The sequence below is a fragment of the Acinetobacter sp. BWR-L5 genome, assembly GCF_039655985.1.
Classification (GTDB): Bacteria; Pseudomonadota; Gammaproteobacteria; order Pseudomonadales; family Moraxellaceae; genus Acinetobacter; species Acinetobacter johnsonii.
In genome coordinates this window covers 211,348-233,243 of record NZ_JAGFEV010000001.1, presented here as the reverse complement: position 1 = coordinate 233,243, position 21,896 = coordinate 211,348, and the positions used below count along the sequence as shown (strand labels likewise).

At 42.5% G+C, this 21,896-nt stretch carries 16 protein-coding genes and 1 tRNA gene; 16 read left to right on the top strand and 1 reads right to left on the bottom strand.

The annotated features are described in order from the left end of the window. Positions 1-126: 126 nt before the first annotated feature. The 10 genes from JZ787_RS01185 (at position 127) to JZ787_RS01140 (ending at position 13,278) form a co-directional block, all read left to right on the top strand. Positions 127-2,163, top strand: coding sequence for an NADPH-dependent 2,4-dienoyl-CoA reductase (locus JZ787_RS01185; protein WP_346311682.1), 2,037 nt, complete (start codon positions 127-129; stop codon positions 2,161-2,163). 87 nt (positions 2,164-2,250) lie between these two features. Then, positions 2,251-2,341 (top strand) — tRNA-Ser (locus JZ787_RS01180). Positions 2,342-2,706: 365 nt separating this feature from the next. Next, positions 2,707-3,633 (top strand): LysR family transcriptional regulator, encoded by a 927-nt coding sequence (locus JZ787_RS01175; protein ID WP_234951514.1) that lies wholly within the window; start codon positions 2,707-2,709, stop codon positions 3,631-3,633. A gap of 394 nt (positions 3,634-4,027) precedes the next feature. Next, positions 4,028-4,783, top strand: coding sequence for a TorF family putative porin (locus JZ787_RS01170; RefSeq protein WP_346311460.1), 756 nt, complete (start codon positions 4,028-4,030; stop codon positions 4,781-4,783). A gap of 596 nt (positions 4,784-5,379) precedes the next feature. Continuing rightward, entirely contained in the window at positions 5,380-6,639 is a 1,260-nt protein-coding gene (locus JZ787_RS01165; protein ID WP_346311459.1) for a Zn-dependent hydrolase, read from the top strand. Between the two features lie 82 nt (positions 6,640-6,721). Further along, positions 6,722-8,122 (top strand): aminotransferase, encoded by a 1,401-nt coding sequence (locus JZ787_RS01160; RefSeq protein ID WP_346311458.1) that lies wholly within the window; start codon positions 6,722-6,724, stop codon positions 8,120-8,122. Positions 8,123-8,322: 200 nt separating this feature from the next. Further along, entirely contained in the window at positions 8,323-9,738 is a 1,416-nt protein-coding gene (locus tag JZ787_RS01155) for an aldehyde dehydrogenase family protein (RefSeq protein ID WP_346311457.1), read from the top strand. Between the two features lie 115 nt (positions 9,739-9,853). Next, on the top strand, positions 9,854-11,191 hold the full coding sequence (locus JZ787_RS01150) for an APC family permease (protein WP_346311456.1): 1,338 nt from the start codon (positions 9,854-9,856) through the stop codon (positions 11,189-11,191). A gap of 72 nt (positions 11,192-11,263) precedes the next feature. After that, positions 11,264-12,367, top strand: a complete 1,104-nt coding sequence (gene aguA / locus JZ787_RS01145) for an agmatine deiminase (protein WP_346311455.1) — start codon at positions 11,264-11,266, stop codon at positions 12,365-12,367. Positions 12,368-12,810: 443 nt separating this feature from the next. Beyond that, positions 12,811-13,278, top strand: coding sequence for a surface-adhesin E family protein (locus JZ787_RS01140; protein ID WP_168159097.1), 468 nt, complete (start codon positions 12,811-12,813; stop codon positions 13,276-13,278). A gap of 18 nt (positions 13,279-13,296) precedes the next feature. Here the strand turns inward: JZ787_RS01140 and JZ787_RS01135 are convergent, their stop codons facing one another. Continuing rightward, positions 13,297-14,178, bottom strand: a complete 882-nt coding sequence (locus tag JZ787_RS01135; RefSeq protein ID WP_346311454.1) for a LysR family transcriptional regulator — start codon at positions 14,176-14,178, stop codon at positions 13,297-13,299. A 169-nt stretch (positions 14,179-14,347) separates the two neighbouring features. Between JZ787_RS01135 and JZ787_RS01130 the strand changes: the two genes are divergently transcribed. The 6 genes from JZ787_RS01130 (at position 14,348) to JZ787_RS01105 (ending at position 21,729) form a co-directional block, all read left to right on the top strand. Beyond that, complete coding sequence (locus tag JZ787_RS01130; protein ID WP_346311453.1) at positions 14,348-15,865, top strand: CoA-acylating methylmalonate-semialdehyde dehydrogenase; 1,518 nt, start codon at positions 14,348-14,350, stop codon at positions 15,863-15,865. 11 nt (positions 15,866-15,876) lie between these two features. Then, positions 15,877-16,767: a 3-hydroxyisobutyrate dehydrogenase gene (mmsB, locus tag JZ787_RS01125; RefSeq protein ID WP_346311452.1), complete on the top strand. Its 891-nt coding sequence runs from the start codon at positions 15,877-15,879 to the stop codon at positions 16,765-16,767. Between the two features lie 84 nt (positions 16,768-16,851). Then, on the top strand, positions 16,852-18,507 hold the full coding sequence (locus JZ787_RS01120; RefSeq protein WP_346311451.1) for an AMP-binding protein: 1,656 nt from the start codon (positions 16,852-16,854) through the stop codon (positions 18,505-18,507). Between the two features lie 126 nt (positions 18,508-18,633). Continuing rightward, positions 18,634-19,758, top strand: a complete 1,125-nt coding sequence (locus tag JZ787_RS01115; protein ID WP_346311681.1) for an acyl-CoA dehydrogenase family protein — start codon at positions 18,634-18,636, stop codon at positions 19,756-19,758. A 93-nt stretch (positions 19,759-19,851) separates the two neighbouring features. Then, a complete protein-coding gene (locus JZ787_RS01110; RefSeq protein ID WP_346311450.1) occupies positions 19,852-20,655 on the top strand; it encodes an enoyl-CoA hydratase in 804 nt (267 codons plus the stop codon). A gap of 9 nt (positions 20,656-20,664) precedes the next feature. Beyond that, entirely contained in the window at positions 20,665-21,729 is a 1,065-nt protein-coding gene (locus tag JZ787_RS01105) for an enoyl-CoA hydratase/isomerase family protein (protein WP_346311680.1), read from the top strand. The last annotated feature ends 167 nt before the right edge of the window (positions 21,730-21,896 follow it).

Here is a 21,896-nt window from a genome sequence, read left to right as displayed (position 1 = left end):
GTTTTTGAGAGCTCAGTTGAATTGACCGTAGATGCCAAGAATTTTTTATAAATTGTCATCCCAATATTTTAAAAAACAGCTAAAGTAGTATGCAACAAGTTGCAAAGCCAAAGATAAGGATTCATGATGACAACCAATAGCTATGCACATATTTTAAAACCCTTACATTTGGGTTTTACCACCATTAAAAACCGTGTGGTGATGGGCTCCATGCATACGGGCTTGGAAGATCGTTTTTATAATTATCCAAAATTGGCAGCATACTTCGGTGAGCGTGCTAAAGGCGGTGTTGGCCTGATCATTACAGGCGGGATTTCTCCAAACCGTCAAGGTTGGCTTCTTCCTGCGGGTGGAACGATGAATACGCTGGGGGATATTGCTCCGCATCGTTTGGTGACGCATGCGGTACATAAGCATGGCGCAAAAATTTTAATGCAAATTTTGCATGCTGGACGTTATGGCTACCAACCTTTTGTGGTTTCTGCCAGCCCAATCAAGTCGCCGATTTCGCCTTTTAAACCGCGTCAAATGTCTGAAAAGCAAATTTTGAATACCATTGATGACTATGTTAACTGCGCTAGTCTTGCCAAAAAGGCAGGCTATGACGGTGTGGAAATTATGGGTTCAGAAGGTTATTTACTGAATCAGTTCTTAAGCCGTCATGTGAATCAACGTGAAGACCGTTGGGGTGGGCCGATTGAAAACCGTATGCGTTTTGCGGTCGAAATTGTCAAAGGGATACGTGCACAAGTCGGCGAGAAATTTATTATTTGCTTCCGTTTGTCATTGCTAGATTTAGTGCATGATGGCAATACCATGCAAGAAGTGATTACCATTGCGCAAGCACTAGAAAAAGCAGGCATTACCTTGTTGAATACAGGGATTGGCTGGCATGAAGCACGTATTCCAACTATTGTGACTTCTGTCCCACGTGCTGCTTTTGTTGACTATACTGCGGAAGTGAAAAAGCACGTGGCTGTGCCAGTGATTGCTTCAAACCGTATTAATATGCCAGACACGGCAGAAGAGATTTTGGCATCGGGCAAAGCGGATATGGTGCAAATGGCGCGTCCATTATTGGCCGATGCTTTTTGGGTGAATAAAACAGCGACTAATCGTATCGACGAGATCAATACGTGTATCGCTTGTAACCAAGCATGTTTAGATCATACTTTTAAAAACCTACGTGCAACCTGTTTAGTCAACCCACGTGCAGCGTTTGAAACAGAGTTGGTTTATTTGAAAACTAAACAACCGAAACGAGTTGCGGTTGTGGGTGGTGGTGTCGCAGGTATGTCGGCCGCGACGGTTGCAGCCAGTCGTGGACACCAAGTGACTTTGTTTGAAGCAAGTCATGAGGTGGGTGGTCAGTTCAACTTGGCAAAAGTTGTACCGGGTAAAGAAGAGTTTCATGAAACCATTCGTTATTTCAAAGTACAGATTGAAAAAACTGGCGTCGACTTACGTTTAAACACCAAGGTGAATCGTGAGCAGCTTGAGCGTGAAGGCTTTGAGGAAATTATCATTGCAACAGGTGTTGTGCCACGTGCATTACGTATCGAAGGGAGTGACTTACCGCAAGTTTTGTCTTATGCAGAAGTGTTACGCGGCGCACCTGTCGGTCGAAAAGTTGCGGTGATTGGTGCTGGGGGGATTGGTTTTGATGTGTCTGAGTATTTATTGAAACCAGAGCATCAACCTCAGCCACAACCACTTGCAGATTGGCAACGTGAATGGGGCGTAGATCCAAACCCGAATTATGTTTCTGAAGGAGGCACGCAGGTCGCAGAAGTTCATCCGCCTGTTCGTGAGATTTATTTATTACAACGTAAAACCTCAGCACTTGGAGCAGGTTTAGGTAAAACTTCGGGTTGGGTACACCGTGCACAGTTGAAAAAGCATGCAGTACGTATGTTGCGTGGAGTTCAGTACAAAGCTGTGACTAATGAAGGGCTTTGGGTGGGTATGGCAGGACAAGATCAATTGCTACGTGTTGATACTATCGTTGTATGTGCAGGGCAGGAGTCTGTAAAGGATCTGATGCCAAGTGCTGAGCAAAATACACTCGCGAATTATCACATTATTGGTGGTGCTAAACTGGCTGCTGAGCTAGATGCGAAGCGTGCGATTCGTGAAGGTGCAGAAATCGCTTCGAAATTATAAGTTTTTGATGAAACAATATGCAGTTGGTTGCTTTGACAGTAAGTTTTACTTGTCATCAAAACAAAAGCTCCGTATGATGGCGCACATGGAAGCGTGGCAGAGCGGTTTAATGCACCGGTCTTGAAAACCGACGAGGGCTTATACCCCTCCGTGAGTTCGAATCTCACCGCTTCCGCCAAATTTAAAAAGCCCTCTGTAGTTACAGGGGGCTTTTTTTTTCATATTTTTCTCACAAATTAATCCATATTACTGATAAAAAAATAGCCGTGTGATTGAAAGTCTCAACTTTTAGGAGTTAGGGGCATCCTCGATGATTAATATTAATTGGCTCTGAGTATTTAGATCCAAATGGCTCTCGTCTATGGACATCAAAAAGGACAAATTTTACATAGTCCTATATTCTAATCTTGGAGTCTTGTGGAAACGTACATATGTAATGGTGTCGGAAGTACTCAGATGTCAGTGCAGGGTAAAAATTAGGTTTTTATATTTTTGATATGATCATAATAATGTTTATGAGATCGCAGAGGATGAGGTGTAGCTATGAGATCAAATGTATTACTCGATAAATGTAATTGGTCTTTGCTGCGTATTTTTCGTGTGATTGTACAAGAAGGGAGTTTGAATAAAGCGGCTATTAAATTATTTTTGACTCAGTCGGCCATCAGTCAAAGTTTAAAAAGACTGGAAGAACAGATTGGTGAAACGCTAATTGTACGGACGGGAGGAAAGTTTTATTTAACAGCCACAGGTGAGATTGTATTTGAAGCCAGTATGATGATTTACAGTCAGTTGATGGATTATGAGGAAAAATTAAATACTGAAAAAAATAGTTTATCTGGAACAATTAAACTTTTAGTACTCAGTCGGATTGAGTCGATGCGGTACGACAAATTATTACATGATTTTCATCAGAAATATCCGCAGGTAGATTTTCAAGTTGATGTGCTTAAAAGTAAAGAAATTCAACAATTACTATTACAAAAAATTCCAGCACTAGGGATTGGGATAAATCAAATTCAGCATTCTAAATTAAACTATCAGACCTTAATTAATCAAAAATATGCTTTATTTTGTAGTGATCAACATGTGTTGTATTCAGAAAATATCGAGACCATAGATCAAGTTAAAGGGCATGGCTTCATTTCTTTTCAAAGTGAACAATTAAATGATCCTTTGTCGCCGCTAAGTGAAGTTCGAGAAAAAATTTTGAAAAATAACCGATTGCTTGTCACCACAAATAATATGGATGAAGTGATTCGTTTTATTAAAAATGGAATTGGAATTGGTCTACTACCTAAAAATATCATTGAAAAAAGTAGCAGCTATCATTTATTTAAGCAACTTCCACCTTTTCCTTATGTATCAATTATTCCCATTTCATTAGCATGGCATAAAGATCGTGAGTTATCTTTAGTTGAACAATATTTTATTAATGAGTTAAGAAGTGTCTTTAACATGAATCATTAGCAGAATGTATAAATTTCTATATCTTCATAGTATTGAGTCAATTTAAACTCTTTAGTTTGAAAAATATGAAGATAAATTTGAGTTCAATGGTGGAGTTGATAAGTATTTAAATGTCGATCAGCCCCATGTAATTGATGCCAATTGAATACCTTTTTTAAGAGGTTTCATTTTCCTATTTGGACACTAATTCAGGGTTTTCTTTGCATCGTTTGGCTTTAATTTGTTTCTCAAGTTGCAGTTTTTATTGATTGTTAATTGTAACTTTATGAAAAATAATATAATTATTTATGCTTAAATGGTTCCTCTTGAATTGTTGGAATTGGTTCTATGCTTTCGTAAAAAAAGAATGACAATAAAAAAACCAAATAAAAATCATGGAATTGATGGAAGGGAAATGATGACAAATAAGCTAATGTGTAGTTTATTGGCAGTGATGACAATTTCGAGTGCGCACGCAGAAACAGTTGAAGAGTCGAATAGATTAAAAGGGTTTTCAACCAGTGGTTCGGTTTCCTTTTTAACTGATTATTATTCACGCGGTTATTCACAAACAGAAGGTGATCCAGCTGTGCAGGTTTTTTTACGCGTTGACCACGATTCAGGCTTATATGCGCAACTTTTTTCATCGAATCAGGAACTTGGTATTGGCAGTAGTATTGAACTTGATTATTACTTGGGTTATGACTATCAGGTAAATAATCGTTTTAAACTGAATGTTCAATACGCGGACATTAATTATCCAGGTGCTGATAAATCTTTACCAGATCCTAATTATGAAGAATACTCTGTTGGTGCAATGGGGACAGGATTGTTAGGTGCTGAAGATACCTTGAATTTTACCTTCTATTATTCTCCTGAATATTACTTCAATACGGGCAAGATGCTTCGCTATGAAAGTACTTACAATTATCCATTTGCTGAAAAATGGTCTGCTTATGCTCAAGTAGGTTTTAATCAATTTTCAAGTAATGAAGCCTACGATGTTTTATGGGCAACGGATCAAGAAGACTCATATTATGACTATAAAGTAGGCGGAAATTATAACTACAACGACTTTATTTTTGATTTGTACTATGTCGATTCAAATATCAATAATGAATTAAAGTACGCAGATGATTCGGTAATTTTTAGTATCACTAAGGCATTCTAAAGCCCATCGTACATTATTTTAGGTTAGACATACATGGGATTATTCTGTGATTATTAGAATAATCCTATGTATTTTATCAATATTTGTTTTTTGATGGCTAAAGTTATCTAGGTTTTTATGAAGTCGTAATTATTTAAAAGACTTCGCAATAGTGCAATATTTACGCGTGTATTATTTTCTTTTATTTTAAAATGATTATTTTTTCATCAAATTGATTGAGTGTGAATGGATTAATTTTAGTCATATAAAAATCCAGTTTTGAGTGGAATAAAATAAATTTTGTATTAAAAACAATCAGTATTGGTTTTACTCCATTTTATGCACTCAATTGTATTTTTTATGAATCTGATCAATATCAATATGCTAGTCCATTTTGGTTCGATGTCTTATTTTAAATGTTGGTTTGTTTTGTAAGCGATTTATAATAGTGCTGTCGATTAAATTTGTGCGAAATAAGAGGGTATAAGTTTTACTAATACTTCGATTAAAAATATATCACTTGTTGCTGCTCAGTTTTTTTTCTAGAGTGAATTTATGAAATTTGGTGTTCTTGTAAAGACACAAATAATTATTTTATAAAATGGATGTTTCTAGTAATGAAAGCGAATGCGGAACGTTTGTGGCAAATGCTAATGGAAATGGCAAAAATTGGCGCAACGGATAAAGGCGGAAATACACGTTTAGCATTATCAGATGAAGATGTTGCTGGGCGCTCTTTATTGATAGGTTGGGCAAAAAAAATTAATCTTTCAATCCATTATGATGAAATTGGAAATTTAATTTTAAGACGTGAAGGTCTCTCTACAACTGCGCTACCGATTGTGATGGGTAGCCATTTAGATACGCAACCGAAAGGTGGTCGTTTTGACGGTATTTATGGTGTATTGGCGGGTATGGAAGTGCTACAACGCTTGGCTGAAGAAGATGTGGTGACTCATCATCCTTTAGAAGTTGTAGTGTGGACCAATGAAGAAGGTGCTCGTTTTACTCCAGCGATGATGGGTTCGGCAGCATTTACTGGCTTATTAGCTAAACAAAAAGTGTATGACAGTACTGATAAGCAAGGTGTATCGGTTTATTCGGAATTGCTCCGTACTGGTCAGTTAGGTGAATTACCTTTAGCACGACCATTCCAAGCCTATTATGAAGCGCATATCGAGCAAGGTCCTGTTTTAGAAAATAACCAAATTTCAATTGGTGTAGTGACAGGTGGGCAAGCAATTTTATGGTTGGATGTTGAAACTCGCGGTAAGGCTGCGCATGCGGGTACGACGCCAATGTATATGCGTAAGGACACCATGGTGGGAACGGCTGCCATGATTGCTGAGTTGGAGCGTACCATTCGTAAGTGCTTCCCAGAAGGTTTAGTCACCATTGGTGAAATGCAAGTTGCTAACTCATCACGTAATACCATTCCAGGTCAAATTCAATGGACCATCGATTTGCGTAATCCGAATGATGCGGCACTCAAACAGATGGAAGTTGAAACACGCCATGTTTTACAAAGCTTGGCAGAACAGCATGATTTAGAGATCAGCATTAGCGAGCATTGGTTTAGCCCAGCAACTTATTTTGATGCAACTTGTGTAGAAACAGTACAGAAAGCAGTTGATTTCTTGGGATATTCCAATCAGAAAATCGTCAGTGGCGCAGGACATGATGCAATTAATATTGCAAAACATTGCCCAACCACTATGATCTTTATCCCATGTATTGATGGTTTAAGTCATAACGAAGCTGAAGATGTCTATGCACTGGATGCGGCGCAGGGTGCAGATGTATTGCTCAACGCCATCTTAAATTATGATGCGAAGCAAGCGACCACCACAGCAACACAATGTGCTGAAGCAGTTTAAGCACAAGATTTTAGTCAATACATCGTTAAAAAATGCAGCCATTCAGGATGAATGTGCCGCGTAGTGTAAGGAAGAATAAGAGATGAACTCTAAATTACCAGTAGCTGTAGATATTCAAGATATTTGGCAAAAAGACAAAGATCATGTGATTCATCCATGGACAGATTTCACCACATTTAAAGAAGAAGGTTCTTTAATTATGGCGAAAGGTGAAAATGTTTTTGTTTATGATGCACATGGCAATAAGTACCTCGATGGTATTGGTGGTTTGTGGTGCGTGAATGTGGGATATGGTCGTCAAGAAATTGCTGATGCTGTATCTGCACAAATTATGGAACTTCCATATTTCTCACCATTTGGTCATCAAACCACTGCGCCAGCGGCTAAATTGGCAGCAAAATTGGCTGAACATGCACCAAAAGGTTTAAACCATGTGTTCTTTGGTTGTGGTGGTTCAGTGGCGAATGACACGGCAGTCCGTTTAATTCACCATTATTTCCATCAAATTGGTCAGCCTTCAAAGAAAAAATTGATCGCACGTAAAGATGCGTATCACGGCAGTACTTATATCAGTATGAGTCTGACAGGTATTGAAGCAGATCATATTGGTTTTGAAATTCACAACCAATTGGTGCATCACGTTTCATGTCCAAACCCGTACCGTAAGCCTGAATCGCAGTCGATGGAAGATTTCTGTAATGAAAAAGTACAGGAATTGGAAGATACAATCTTGGAATTAGGTCCAGACAATGTTGCGGCATTCTTTGCTGAGCCAATTATGGGTGCAGGTGGTGTGATTGTGCCGCCTGAAGGTTACCGCGCGAAAACGTTAGCAGTGTGTAAGAAATACAACGTGTTGTATGTGTCGGATGAAGTTGTGACTGCATTTGGTCGTTTAGGTCATATGTTTGCTTCTGAAGAAGTGTTCGGCATTGTTCCAGACATCATCACTTGTGCCAAAGGTTTGTCTTCAGGTTATTTACCTTTGGGTGCAACCATTATTTCTGATGAAATTTATGACGCGATCAGCAAACCGCATCACAAGGGTGGCTTATTGACACACGGCTTTACCTATTCAGGTCATCCTGTGAGCTGTGTTGCAGCACTGAAAAACATTGAAATCATTGAGCGTGAAAATATTTGTGAACACGTGCAAGACGTTGGTGTGTATTTTGAAGAGCAGTTAAAAACCTTAGCTGACTTGGAAATTGTCGGTCAGGTACGCGGCAAGAAGTTCATGATGTGTATCGAAAACTTGCGCAATAAAGACACCAAAGAATTGTTTGATGGTGCTGTCGGTGTAGGTAAACGTATTGCCAATCATTGCCAAAAACTCGGTTTGATTGTCCGTCCAGTTGGGCACATGAACGTGTTGTCTCCACCGTTAATTTTAACGCGTGAACAAGTTGACTTTGTGGTTAGAACTTTACGTGGGGCAATTCAAAACACGATTGCAGAATTAAAAGCTGAAGGTCATCTCTAAGTTTTAATTTCACTTAAATAGCTGACAACCTGACCCATTTGGGCAGGTTGCTCAGCGGTTGTTTGCCTGAATAATAGCTTTGGGCAACGTAGAAGATAAAAGTCAAGAAAGACAACATGGAACAATGGTCCTGCTGTGGTGGACACAAAAGAGACGGATAAAGCCTCCAATGATGGACACAAACAAAGGCGAGTAAAAAGATGAAAAATTATATCAATGGACAATGGGCTGCAACGACAGGCTCTACCGAGATTGCGGTGATCAATCCGCGTAGTGAACAAGCACTCGCGCATTTCATTGCAGCGTCACCCCATGATGTAGATGCTGCGGTTGAAGCAGCAAACCAAGCTTTGGCAAGCTGGAGCAATACCAGTGCAGCAGAACGTGCAGCATGGCTGAATAAAATCGCAGATGCGATTGAACAGTCTAAAGACAAACTGGTTGAACTATCCCATCACAACAATGGCAAGTCCATCAGTCAAGCCAAAGTCGATGTCGATAACAGCATTAAATGCTACCGCTACTATGCCGATTTAGTGCAAAAATTTGCTTTCAGCAAAACCAGTCAGACTGATCACGGTACTGAACTTACCCATCAGCAAAACCCAGTAGGCGTGGTGGCATTAATTACCCCATGGAATTTCCCTTTAATTACCAGTGCATGGAAAATCGCGCCCGCTTTAGCAGCAGGCTGTACCTTGGTATTTAAACCTTCTGAACTGGTGCCCTTACCAGAACTCGAATTCATCAAACTGCTGAATCAAATTGATTTCCCACAAGGCGTATTTAATTTGGTCTTGGGGGATGCAGTTGCGGCTGAACATTTGGTACGCCATCCAGAAGTACAAAAAGTCTCTTTCACCGGGAGTACCGAAATTGGCATTCAAGTCATGCAAGCTGCAGCAAGTTCAGTGAAACGTGTGACCTTAGAGCTGGGCGGGAAATCTGCATTTTTAGTATTAGATGATGCTGATCTTGATGATGCTGTGGAAAAAGCCGTTGGTGGTATGTTCTATAACGCGGGTCAAATGTGTTCTGCCATGTCGCGTGTGTTGGTGCATGAATCAATAGCAGATCAGTTTTATCAAAAACTGAAACAAGCCACTGAATCTATTTTATTGGGTCAAGAAGCCGATGGTCAGTTCAGCATGGGTCCAATGACCACGCACAAACAATTCAAAAAAGTGCATGAATATTTAGCCATTGCAGAGCAAGAACAACTGACCGCATTGATTGATGCGGAAAATATTCAATGTCCTGCACAAGGGTTCTATATTCGTCCGCAAATTTATATCAATGTTCCGACGGATAGCCGTCTGTGGAAAGAAGAAATTTTTGGTCCAGTCATGTGCTGCCGTACTTTTAAAACAGAAGATGAAGCCGTTCAAGTGGCAAATGATTCGGAGTTTGGTTTGGCTGCAACCATTATGACGGGCTCAGTCGATCATGGTAAATCACTTGCTAAGCGGCTGCGTGCTGGACATATCTGGATTAACTCTTTCCAAATGATTCATCCGAGTTCTTTGTGGGGTGGCTTTAAAAAGAGTGGAACTGGTCGTGAGTTGGGTGAGTCTGGCATGCAAAGTTATTTAGAAGAAAATGTGATAACAATTTAAATGTAGTTTTACGGAGTATTGGGAAGGAAAAGGATGTCCTTCTCAATATAGGTGTTGTTAGTTGAAACAACTAATGCACGGAAGAAAGTGCTTGCATTGCTACAGGAGTAAAAGCATGGAAGGCGAGAATAAACACAGGAGTCTCTCCCTTTGGCAAGTGGTTGTCATTGGGGTTGCCTATATGGCACCAGCGACGGTATTTGATACATTTGGTATTATTTCTAGAGTTACCAATGGTCAAGTTCCGTTAGCCTATTTATTGGCATTGGTTGCCATGTTGCTAACCGCAGTAAGTTATGCACGTTTTAGTCGACTCTCACCCAAGGAAGGTTCTGCTTATACCTACACTAGTGAAACTTGTGGCAAAACCATGGGCTTTTTTGTGGGGTGGTGTTCGTTATTAGATTACATGCTGTTGCCGCTGATTAATGCGTTGTTGGCTGGTTTTTATTTAAATTCACTGTTCCCTGATGTGTCCTATACCGCTTGGGTGCTGATCATGGTTGGGCTGGTTACCCTGATTAATAGCTTTCGCATTAATATTCTTGCCAATTTCAGCTTTGTTTTTGTGATTGCGACTTTGATCATGATGCTGGTATTTATCTATCTGGTGGTGACAGGAATTGGAAGTTCACAAGGTTATAGCCACGTTGTAACCATGAAACCAATGTTTAGTGGTCAGCCAGAACTGGGTACACTGGTTGCGGGAGTGTCATTGGTGTGTTTTTCGTATTTAGGTTTTGATGCAGTTTCGACACTCGCACATGAAACGAAAAATCCAACTAAAACCATTCCAAAGGCAATTATTTGGACCACATTATTGGGGGGTGCAATTTTTATTACGGTGTCGTGGTTTGTCACATTGCAATTCCCAACTTTGGCTCAATTTAACAACCCTGACGAAGCTTTGCCTGAAATTGCCTTGATTGTGGGTGGTGCAGCATTTCAAACGGCATTATTAAGCGTGCAAATTATGAATGCCTTCGCTTCAGGTTTAGCAACCCATGCCAGCGCTTCACGCTTAATGTACATTATGGGGCGTGATGGAGTATTCAATAAAAGAGTGTTTGGATCGGTCAGCACAAAACTGGGTACGCCACTTTATTCAATCTTCTTTGTCGGTTTAATTTCGTTATTGGCAATTTATGTCGACCTTGCAACGGTAGTGAGTTTTGTCAGTTTTGGTGCCTTAATTGCCTTTACCATGGTGAATTTCTCGGTCTTTATGAAATTCTTTGTAATTGCTAAAGCGCGATCAGGCTTTAAAAATCTGTTTATGAACCTATTTTTACCTTTGGCATCTGTATTTTCATTGTTAGGTTTATGGATCAACTTGGAAAAATCAGCCCTCGAATTTGGTGGGGTTTGGTTATGCGTAGGCATTGGCTTAGTGGTGTATAAGAAAATTAAAAAGCAGCCAATCTCTTTGGGAACGCCAATTGAGGAAGCTTAAAACAGTGTGAGTGAACGACTTTAATTCACTAAAGCAAAAATTTGGAAATGTTAAAATTCAAGAGAGTTTAAAATGGAACTTGTAGTCGAAAAGCAAAAAACAATCAAAACCCCAAAACAACAGGGTTTTAGTATGCCGGGTGAATGGGCAGCGCAAGAAGCAGTCTGGATGATTTGGCCGTACCGTACCGATAACTGGCATAATAATGCACAGCCTGCACAGCAAGCATTTGCACAAGTTGCAGCAGCAATTTTGAAAAAAACACCTGTATTTATGGCGGTTCCTGTTGCAGAAATGGAAAAAGCACGCCAAACCATGCCAGCCGAAGTGACCTTATACGAAATGGAAAGTGACGATGCATGGACGCGTGATACTGGACCTTCGATTGTTAAAAATGCACATGGTGAACGTCTAGGTATTGACTGGGTATTCAATGCTTGGGGCGGAGAAGATGGCGGCTTGTATTTCCCATGGGATCAAGACCAGCTCATTGCCAAGCAAATTTCTGCGATGCATGAGCTGGAAAGTTTTTCTACACCTTTAGTGCTAGAGGGTGGCTCCATCCATGTGGATGGTGAAGGTACACTCTTAACCACGGCAGAATGCTTGCTCAACCCAAATCGTAATCCAGATTTAACACAAGACGACATTGAAGAAATTTTACAAGAGTGTTTAGGCGTCACGACTTTCATTTGGTTACCAGATGGGGTCTATAACGATGAAACAGATGGGCATGTAGATAATATGTGCTGTTTCGTTCGCCCGGGTGAAGTGGCATTGCACTGGACCGATGATGAAACTGATCCTCAATATGCACGTTCTATGGCGGCATTGAAGGTTTTGGAAAATACAGTGGATGCACAAGGTCGTTGTTTAAAAGTCTGGAAACTGCCAGCACCAGGCCCACTGTATGCGCGTGAAAATGAAACCAACGATGTGCAAAAAGGCAATGCGATTGAGCGTGTTGAAGGCAATCGCTTGGCAGGTTCGTATGTGAATTACCTGATTAGTAACCAGCAGATCATTTTCCCATTATTCGATGAAAGCACGGATCAACAAGCACAGCAATTGTTTCAGCAAATGTACCCTGACTATTTAATTACAGGTGTACCAGCGCGTGAAATTTTGTTGGGCGGTGGTAATATTCACTGTATTACGCAACAAATTCCAGCTTAAAGCTATAAAACAGGTTAGTTCAATCCCTTCAAGTAAAGCCATGCACATGCATGGCTTTATTTTTTGTTATTTATTTTGTAAAGCTAAATATATTCATAGTGTTATTAAAATAAATGGACTGTCTGGGGCTGTTGATATTTCTACGGCTTTAATTTGGCTTCCAAGATCACCACGCTAAAATCAATAATGGTAGCTATTTGAAAATATCAAGAGGATTACACTGCGTGTTAGTAAACAAAATAGGCTATTCGCCGTATGCAAAACAAACCACATAGTCTATCTAGAGTGATAACCAGTTATAACTAAGTAGAGAAATATGTGCTGAAACTTTCTAATTTATAGCTATTTAAATGGATATATTTCAGTATGTTAGTTTGATTTTTCATGTGCTTTATATAAGGGAGTTGCTATAATCTTGCCCGTCTATCTTGGGGGATAGTGATGTGTTAAGTCGTATTTTATTGGGTTTTCTTTGTGTATTGTGGGGAGGATCTGCGTTTGCCGAATGGACGTTTGTGAATGCCAATTATGATCGTTCACAATATGTTTATGTCGATTTTGATCGAGTTAAAATGCTTGATATGAGTCGTAATGAAGTTGAATATTGGGTCAAATATCTCATTAAGAGTGACAAAGAAAAAGACGGCTTGGAGTTAGGGGATTACTCACTCGCGCTATACAGAGTTGGCTGTGACAATGAAGTCTATAGCATTCGTTCATCTGCCAATTTTAAAAAAAATGGCTCGTTACTCAGTAGTCAAGACTATGTAACAAGTCAGACTCGACCGCTGATTCCCAATACTGCTGTGGATTATACCGCCGAGATGGTCTGCCATGTTTTACCACAACGACAAAAAGTCGATCGTTTGGAACAACTGGCTCGACGTATTGCGACGGGGGAATATAAATAAGAACCTGCTGTGGATGATTTAATCCATCAGCATGCTTTGTTTTAAGTCGGCTTGTTTCCGCAAATAATCCCAGACCAATTTAATCCGTGGCTCGTGTTGTAAATCAACAAACGTCAGCATCCAAAAGGTATGCGTGAAGCGTACCTGCTCGGGCAATACTTGTTCTAAGTCGGGTTGGTCATGGGCTAGAAATTGCGGCAAAATGGCCAATCCAGCTCCTGCATTGACTGCGATTTGTTGGGCCAAAATACTGCTACTGCGAAAATTTGCGGTCAGAGGAATGGGTAGCCGTTCTAAGCAATACAGCTCCGAACTATAAATCAGATCATCAATATAATTGACAAAGCGATGGGTCGCTAAATCTTCCATCCGCTGAACAGGCGGATGCTGTGCCAGATAGCACTTGCTTCCATAAATTTTTAAACAGTAATCGGTCAGTCGGGTAATGATGTAGGGACCTGATTTTGGACGGTCAATTGAAATCACAATATCCGCTTCACGATGCGACAGCTTCATCATCTTCGGTACAGGAATCAGGTCGATCGTGAGTAGTGGAAATTGCAATGACAGTTCGGCCAATAACTGGGTTAAAAACGCTGTGCCGAAACCCTCAGGTGCGCCAATGCGCACTCGTCCTTCAAGTGGCTGTTGCGGTTTCTGAATTTGCAAAAAGGCCTGTTCCATTTGCTCTACGCGCGGCACTAGTGCCATGCCATCGACGGTGAGTTCATAGCCTGTGGCTTCACGTTTAAACAGCGGCGTACCTAAAGCGATTTCTAAAGACTGTACCCGCCTTGCCACAGTACTGTGTTCGACTCCAATAATCCGTGCTGCATTGGTCAGGGTTTTAGCGCGTGCCAAGACCAAAAAAAACTGCAGATGATCCCAATCTACTTTCATTTTTTATTTTCCACATCCTGTGCAAAATTGCACAACCATCGTGCACCAATCTGCATTGGTGGTCAAAGTTTTCTTTGCTAGTCTGAGTTGAAAAGCAGAAATTGAAAATACGGTTTAAGTCGTATGTTTCAACAGTGACACAATAAAAATGAATGCCTATGGAGAGGTTATGAATACGGTTTCTAAAATCCAAATTACTACAGCTAAACTTTTGATTAACGGTGAGTTTGTCGAGTCTAAAACTCAACAATGGCAAGACATTATCAACCCAGCAACCCAAGAAGTGATTGGTTTAGTCCCTTTTGCAACACCTGAGGAAATACAAGCCGCGATTGCTTCAGCAAAATCCGCTTTTGCCAGCTGGCGAGAAACCCCGATTCAAGCGCGTATGCGCATTATGCTGAAACTACAGCAACTGATTCGTGACAATGCCAAGAAAATTGCACAGGTACTTACAGCCGAACAAGGCAAAACCTTGGCGGATGCGGAAGGTGATATTCAGCGTGGTTTGGAAGTGGTGGAACATGCATGTTCAATTGGCACCTTGCAAATGGGCGAATATACCGAAGGGGTGGCACGTGGCGTAGATACTTATACCTTGCAACAACCTTTAGGTGTCTGTGCGGGGATTACCCCGTTTAATTTTCCTGCGATGATTCCTTTGTGGATGTTCCCCATGGCAATCGTCTGCGGCAATACCTTTGTTTTGAAGCCATCTGAACAAGATCCGCTCTCCACCATGATGTTGGTCGAGTTGGCAATCGAAGCCGGTATTCCCGCAGGCGTACTGAATGTGGTGCATGGTGGCAAAGAGGTGGTCGATGCCCTGTGTACGCATCAAGACATCAAAGCCATTTCTTTTGTGGGCTCAACTGCGGTTGGTACGCATGTCTATAACTTGGCGGGTCAACATGGCAAGCGTGTGCAATCGATGATGGGCGCGAAAAACCATGTGGTCGTGATGCCCGATGCCAATAAAGAACAAACCTTAAATGCCATGGTCGGTGCAGCCTTTGGTGCAGCAGGGCAACGTTGTATGGCGCTTTCAGTTGCAGTCATGGTCGGTGACAGTAAACATTGGATCAATGAGTTGGTTGCAAAAGCGAAGACCTTGAGTGTGAATGCAGGACATGAGCCGAATACGGACATTGGCCCTGTGATTTCACCGCGTGCCAAAGCCCGTGTGATTGATCTGATTAACAGTGGTGTAGAACAAGGTGCTGAACTGCTGCTGGATGGCCGTGAGATTCAGGTTAAAGGCTATGAAAATGGCAACTTTGTTGGCGCGACCATTTTCAATCAAGTCACAACCGATATGCGCATTTATAAAGAAGAAATCTTTGGTCCCGTATTGGCGATTATCTGTGTCGATACTTTGGAGCAGGCAATTGAACTGGTCAATGCCAATCCGTTTGGCAATGGCGTAGGCTTATTTACCCAAAGCGGTGCCGTGGCACGCACCTTCCAAAACCGTATTGATATCGGTCAAGTCGGCATCAATATTCCAATTCCTGTACCTGTACCATTCTTCAGTTTCACTGGTTCACGTGGCTCGAAACTGGGTGATCTGGGGCCTTATGGCAAACAGGCGGTACAGTTCTATACCCAAACCAAAACCATCACCAGCCGTTGGTTTGAAGACAGCCAAGAGGCTGGAGACGTGAATACCACTATCAGTTTACGCTAAGGAGTAGCGAGATGAAGATAGCTTTCATTGGTTTAGGCAATATGGGCGGTTCGATGGCGCAGAACCTGCTCAAAGCGGGGCAAATGGTTCTGGGTTATGACCTGAGTGAAAAAGCCTTGCAGCAGTTTGCCGAAAGTGGCGGGATTGTCTGTGACAGCCCGCAGGCGGCTGCTGAGCAAGCAGATGTGGTGATTAGCATGTTACCCGCAGCCAAGCATGTACGTGAAGTGTATTTGGGGGAAACTGGGATTTTGGCAGTCATGCGTGCAGGCAGCTTATGTATCGATTCCAGTACCATTGATCCGCAAACCATTAAAGATGTGGCGGCTGAAGGCTTAAAGCATCAGATTCAGGTCTGCGATGCACCTGTTTCTGGGGGCACTATTGGTGCCAAAGCAGGTACCTTGACTTTTATGGTCGGTGCCGATGATGCGACTTATGAGCAAGTGAAGCCCATTCTTGGTTTGATGGGGAAAAACACCGTGCATTGTGGTGCGGTCGGTGCAGGGCAAATTGCTAAAATTTGCAATAATATGATTCTGGGCATTTCGATGGCAGCGGTGGCAGAAGGCATGGCACTGGGCAGTCGACTGGGCATTGATACCCATGCACTGGCAGGCGTGATCAATAGTTCAAGTGGTCGTTGCTGGAGTTCTGAAATCTGTAATCCTTGGCCAGACATTAGCCCGAATGCCCCCGCAGGTCGTGGTTATACCGACGGTTTTGCTTCGCAACTCATGCTCAAAGATTTAGGTTTGGCCATTGAAGCGGCAGGCCAAGTCAAGCAACCTGTATTACTCGGTGGTTTGGCACAGCAGCTTTATCAACAACTGTGTTTGCAAGGCAATGCGCATTTAGATTTTTCCAGCATTATCCAGCAATACTTACCCCGAGAGAGTTAATACAAAAGAAACACAGGAGCGCAATGAATGCGCTCTATAAAAACCCTTGTCGTGAATAACAAAAAATGTGACTGAGGTGAAAGGATGACTTCAAATTATCAACAAGCGCAGCAAAGCTTTGATTTACAGCAGGCTGCGCAACGGTTTCTATCAGGTTCAGTCGATGCGCTGAATGCGTGTTATGAGTGCTGTGATCGGCATGCTTTGCCGGGGCAGATTGCTTTGTTTTGGCAGGGTAAAGATGGTCGTAAAGAGCAATATACCTTTCGAGAGTTACAACAACGTGCCAGCCAATTTGCCAATTTCATGAAATCACAAGGGATTGGAAAAGGCGATCGCGTGTCGGGCTTATTGCCACGTACGCCTGAGCTGATTATTACCATTTTAGCCACATGGCGAATTGGTGCGGTCTATCAACCTTTGTTTACTGCATTTGGTCCCAAAGCCATTGAGCACCGTTTACAGTTGGCACAAAGCAAATTGGTGGTAACGGATGTCGGCAATCGCGACAAATTGCATGAAGTAGACGGTTGCCCTGCCATTGTGACGGTCACGGGAGCCAAAGGTACAGGGCTGTATCAAGGAGATTATAGTTTCTGGGCAGAGGTCAATCGCCAATCTGATCAGTGCGAATTGGAGATGATGAACATCCAAGATCCATTCTTGTTGATGTTTACATCAGGCACGACAGGCCCTGCTAAACCCTTACAAGTGCCCCTCAAAGCACTGATTGCTTTCGGTGCTTATATGCAAGATGCGATTGGTTTAAGAGCTGAAGATTCGTTTTGGAATATTGCCGATCCGGGTTGGGCGTATGGATTGTATTACGGCATTACTGGCCCGCTCTTATTGGGTCATCCAACCATTTTTTATGAAGGCGCATTTACTGCAGATAGCTTATGTCAAATTGTCCAAGACTATGGCGTGAATAATTTGGCGGGTGCGCCAACCGCTTATCGCATGATGATGGCGGCGGATCAAAAACAAATGGCGAAACTCCGTGGCAAATTCCGTGTCGTCAGCAGTGCAGGTGAGCCATTGAATCCTGAAGTTTTCCGCTGGTTCAAGCAAGTGTTAGATGCTCCGATCTTTGACCATTATGGTCAAACTGAAGTGGGCATGGTGGTGTGTAATCACCATGCATTGGCGCATGAAGTACGTGCAGGTTCGGCAGGTTTTGCCAGTCCCGGTTATCGCGTGGTGGCTTTGGATGAACAGGGCAATGAATTGGGTGCAGATACCCCAGGAATTCTCGCGGTGGATATCAGTCAATCGCCACTGATGTGGTTTGGTGGTTATCAAGAAAGCCGAAAATCGCCCTTTATTGGACATTATTATTTAACTGGGGACACCGCTGAAATGCATACTGATGGCAGCATGAGCTTTGTCGGACGCAGTGATGATGTGATTACTACGTCAGGTTATCGTGTGGGGCCATTTGATGTGGAAAGTGCGTTGTTGGAACATGTAGCGGTGATTGAAGCTGCCGTGATTGGCGTGCCTGACCCTGAACGTACTGAAGTGATTAAAGCCTTTGTGATTTTATCGGGGGAAAGCACAGCCAGTGCAGAACTTGAACATGAACTCAGCCAATTTGTGAAAAAACGCTTATCTGCCCATGCCTATCCGCGTTTGATTGAGTTTGTGACTGAACTGCCAAAAACACCAAGTGGGAAGATTCAACGCTTTTTACTGCGCAATCAGGAAATTGCTAAACAACAAACTGCGGCTACCGTTTAAATTGAAGAGATTGTAAGGAAAGGATTTATGCAATTCACTGAGGAACACGTCCTGAGTCAGGACAAGGCGAAAAGTTTTGCCCAAGAGCAGATGAAACCGAATACCAGTGAGTGGGATCGACAAGGTATGTTTTTTGAAGAACAAGTCCTGATTCAGGACATGGCAAAAAGCTTTGCCCAAGAACAAATTAAACCCTATGCCAGTGAGTGGGATCGACAGGGAACTTTTCCTGCGCAAGCCTTACAGCAAATGGGGCAATTGGGTTTTATGGGCATGTTGGTGTCTGAAGAATGGGGTGGATCGGCAACAGGCAACTTGGCCTATGTACTGGCGTTAGAAGAAATTGCGGCTGCGGATGGTGCAACTTCAGCCATTATGAGTGTACATAATTCAGTGGGTTGCGTGCCGATTTTGAAATTTGGTACTGAGGAGCAAAAGCAGCAATTCCTCGTGCCTTTAGCCAAAGGGGAAATGATAGGCGCTTTTGCACTGACTGAACCACACACAGGTTCCGATGCCGCAGCCATTAAAACCCGCGCCGTGAAAGATGGTGACCATTACATCATCAATGGTGCTAAGCAATTTATTACTTCAGGGCACAATGCAGGCGTGATTATCGTGTTTGCCGTGACCGATCCTAGCGCAGGGAAAAAAGGTATGAGTGCCTTTTTAGTCCCGCGTAATACGCCGGGTTATGAAGTGATTCGGGTCGAAGAAAAATTGGGTTTACATGCCTCTGACACCTGCCAAATTGCCTTGACTGATGTGCGTGTGCACAAAAGTATGTTGTTGGGCAAAGAGGGCGAAGGCTTAAAAATTGCCTTGTCGAATTTAGAAGGTGGGCGCATTGGTATTGCCGCGCAGGCTGTTGGATTGGCGCGTGCCGCTTTGGAGGAAGCGACGCGTTATGCCAAAGAGCGCGTAGCTTTTGGGAAGCCCATTTTTGAGCAGCAAGCGGTGTCGTTTCGACTTGCCAGTATGGCAACAGAAATTGCCGCAGCACGTCAGTTGGTACATCAGGCGGCGCGTTTTAAAGAAGCGGGTCAACCGTGTTTGACTGAAGCTTCGATGGCGAAGCTGTTTGCCTCTGAAATGACCGAGCGGGTTTGTTCAAATGCCTTACAAATCTTTGGAGGTTATGGCTATCTGAAAGATTTCCCGATAGAGCGGATTTATCGTGATGCCCGAATTTGTCAGATTTACGAAGGTACCAGCGATATCCAACGCTTAGTGATTGCCCGTAGTTTATAAAGCCAATATCGAAAAAACTGACCCTTGCACCTGTCAGTGATCGAGAGATTTTAACGTTACATGTGCACTGGTTTATAGAAGAAGGATCGCAACATGCAGTGGGAAAAAACATTCATCGAAGATTTACAGTGGGACACGATTTTAGTTGAAAAGCGTAAAGGCGTCGGGCTGATTACCTTGAACCGTCCTAAAGCGTTGAATGCCTTGAATAGTCAACTGATTGCTGAAATTAACCAAGCCTTAGACCAATTTGAACGCGATGCTGAAATTGGCTGTATGGTATTGGCGGGTTCGGAAAAAGCCTTTGCCGCGGGTGCCGATATTAAAGAAATGGCAGAGCTGAATTTCCCGAATATCTATTTTGATGATTTTTTCCATTTAGCAGATCGAATTGCGCAGCGTCGTAAACCGTTGATCGCAGCGGTAAGCGGTTATGCACTGGGTGGCGGTTGTGAGTTGGCATTGATGTGCGATTTTATCTATTGCGCGGACAATGCCAAATTTGGTTTGCCTGAAGTAACACTCGGTGTGATTCCTGGCATCGGTGGAACGCAGCGTTTAACGTTGGCATTGGGTAAAGCCAAAGCCATGGAAATGTGTTTAACCGCACGGCAAATGGGCGCGGTTGAGGCCGAGCAAAGTGGTTTAGTGGCGCGAGTGTTACCGAAAGAAGAATTATTGGCCTATACCTTAGAGGCTGCGGAAAAAATTGCGCAACGATCCCTCACTGCCACCATGATGATTAAAGAAAGCATTAATCGTGCTTTTGAAGTGAGTTTAAGTGAAGGATTACGCTTTGAGCGTCGCACTTTCCATTCCATCTTTGCCACAGCTGACCAGAAAGAAGGGATGAAAGCCTTTGTGGAAAAGCGACCAGCCCAATTTAAAAATCAATAAATAAGGAGTCTGCGCATGGAAAATAATTTACAGATCAGCCTCCAAGGACATTTGGGTGTGATTACGCTAGATCGCGCGAGTCATCTGAATGCACTGTCCTTAAGTATGATTCATGGCATTAGCCAGCAGTTAGAACAATGGCGCGAGGACGATCAGGTTCAAGCCGTCTTGATTAACTCGAATAGCCCGAAAGCCTTTTGTGCAGGCGGAGATATTCGTTTCCTCTATGACAGCTATCAAAATGGAACCGCCAATTATCAGCGCTATTTTGCCGATGAATATCACATGCTGAAAAGCCTGCGCCAATATGCGAAACCTGTATTGGTGTTTTTAGATGGCTATGTTTTGGGTGGTGGTTTTGGTTTGGCACAAGCTTGCCAGATTATTGTCAGCAGTGAAAAATCACGTTTTGCCATGCCAGAAACCGCGATTGGCTTTTTCCCCGATGTGGGCGCAACCCATTTTCTGTCTCGTTTAGACGATATCGGTGTGTACATGGCTGTTACGGGTGAACAGATTAGTAGTAGTGATGCTTTGCACTTAGATTTAATTGATTATTTAGTACCGAGTGAACAGTTACAGCAGTTACAAACAGAACTGGGACATGCCGCGCAATTAACCCAACAATCGATTGAGCAGACCATTGCGCGTTATTTAAAAGAACCTGCGCCTAGTGAATTAAAACAGTATGAAGATGCGATTCGCCAGCATTTTTCTCATTCTGAATTGGCCCAAATTGAAGACAGCCTTGCCAATACATTAGATAGTGATTATATGGATTGGGCTGAAAAGATCTTAGCAAACTTACAACAGCGTTCTTTGTTGGCCAAGAAAATCAGCCTAAAACTTCAGCATGTAGGGCGTGGGCTATCGTTAGAACAGTGCATGCAGTTGGAGCGCGATTTACAAGATATCTGGTTTGAGCAGGGTGACATGCTTGAAGGTGTCCGTGCCTTGTTGATTGATAAAGACAAACAGCCGAAATGGCAGACTGAAAACTCTGAACTGATGCAGAGGTTCGAAGAACTTTTGCCAGCGTCACGACAACAGCGTCATGCGAGTGTGCAAGTGTAAGCTTGCTTTCCATCTGTACCGAAAATCCTCCAATACTTTGGAGGATTTTTTTATGATGAGAACGTTAGTGAGATAAATGCATCGAATAACTGAAGCCTCTTCAAAGTTCATCGTGATTACAGCTCTGATGAGCCTTACCAGTTTCATTCTGTAATGAAAATAAACCA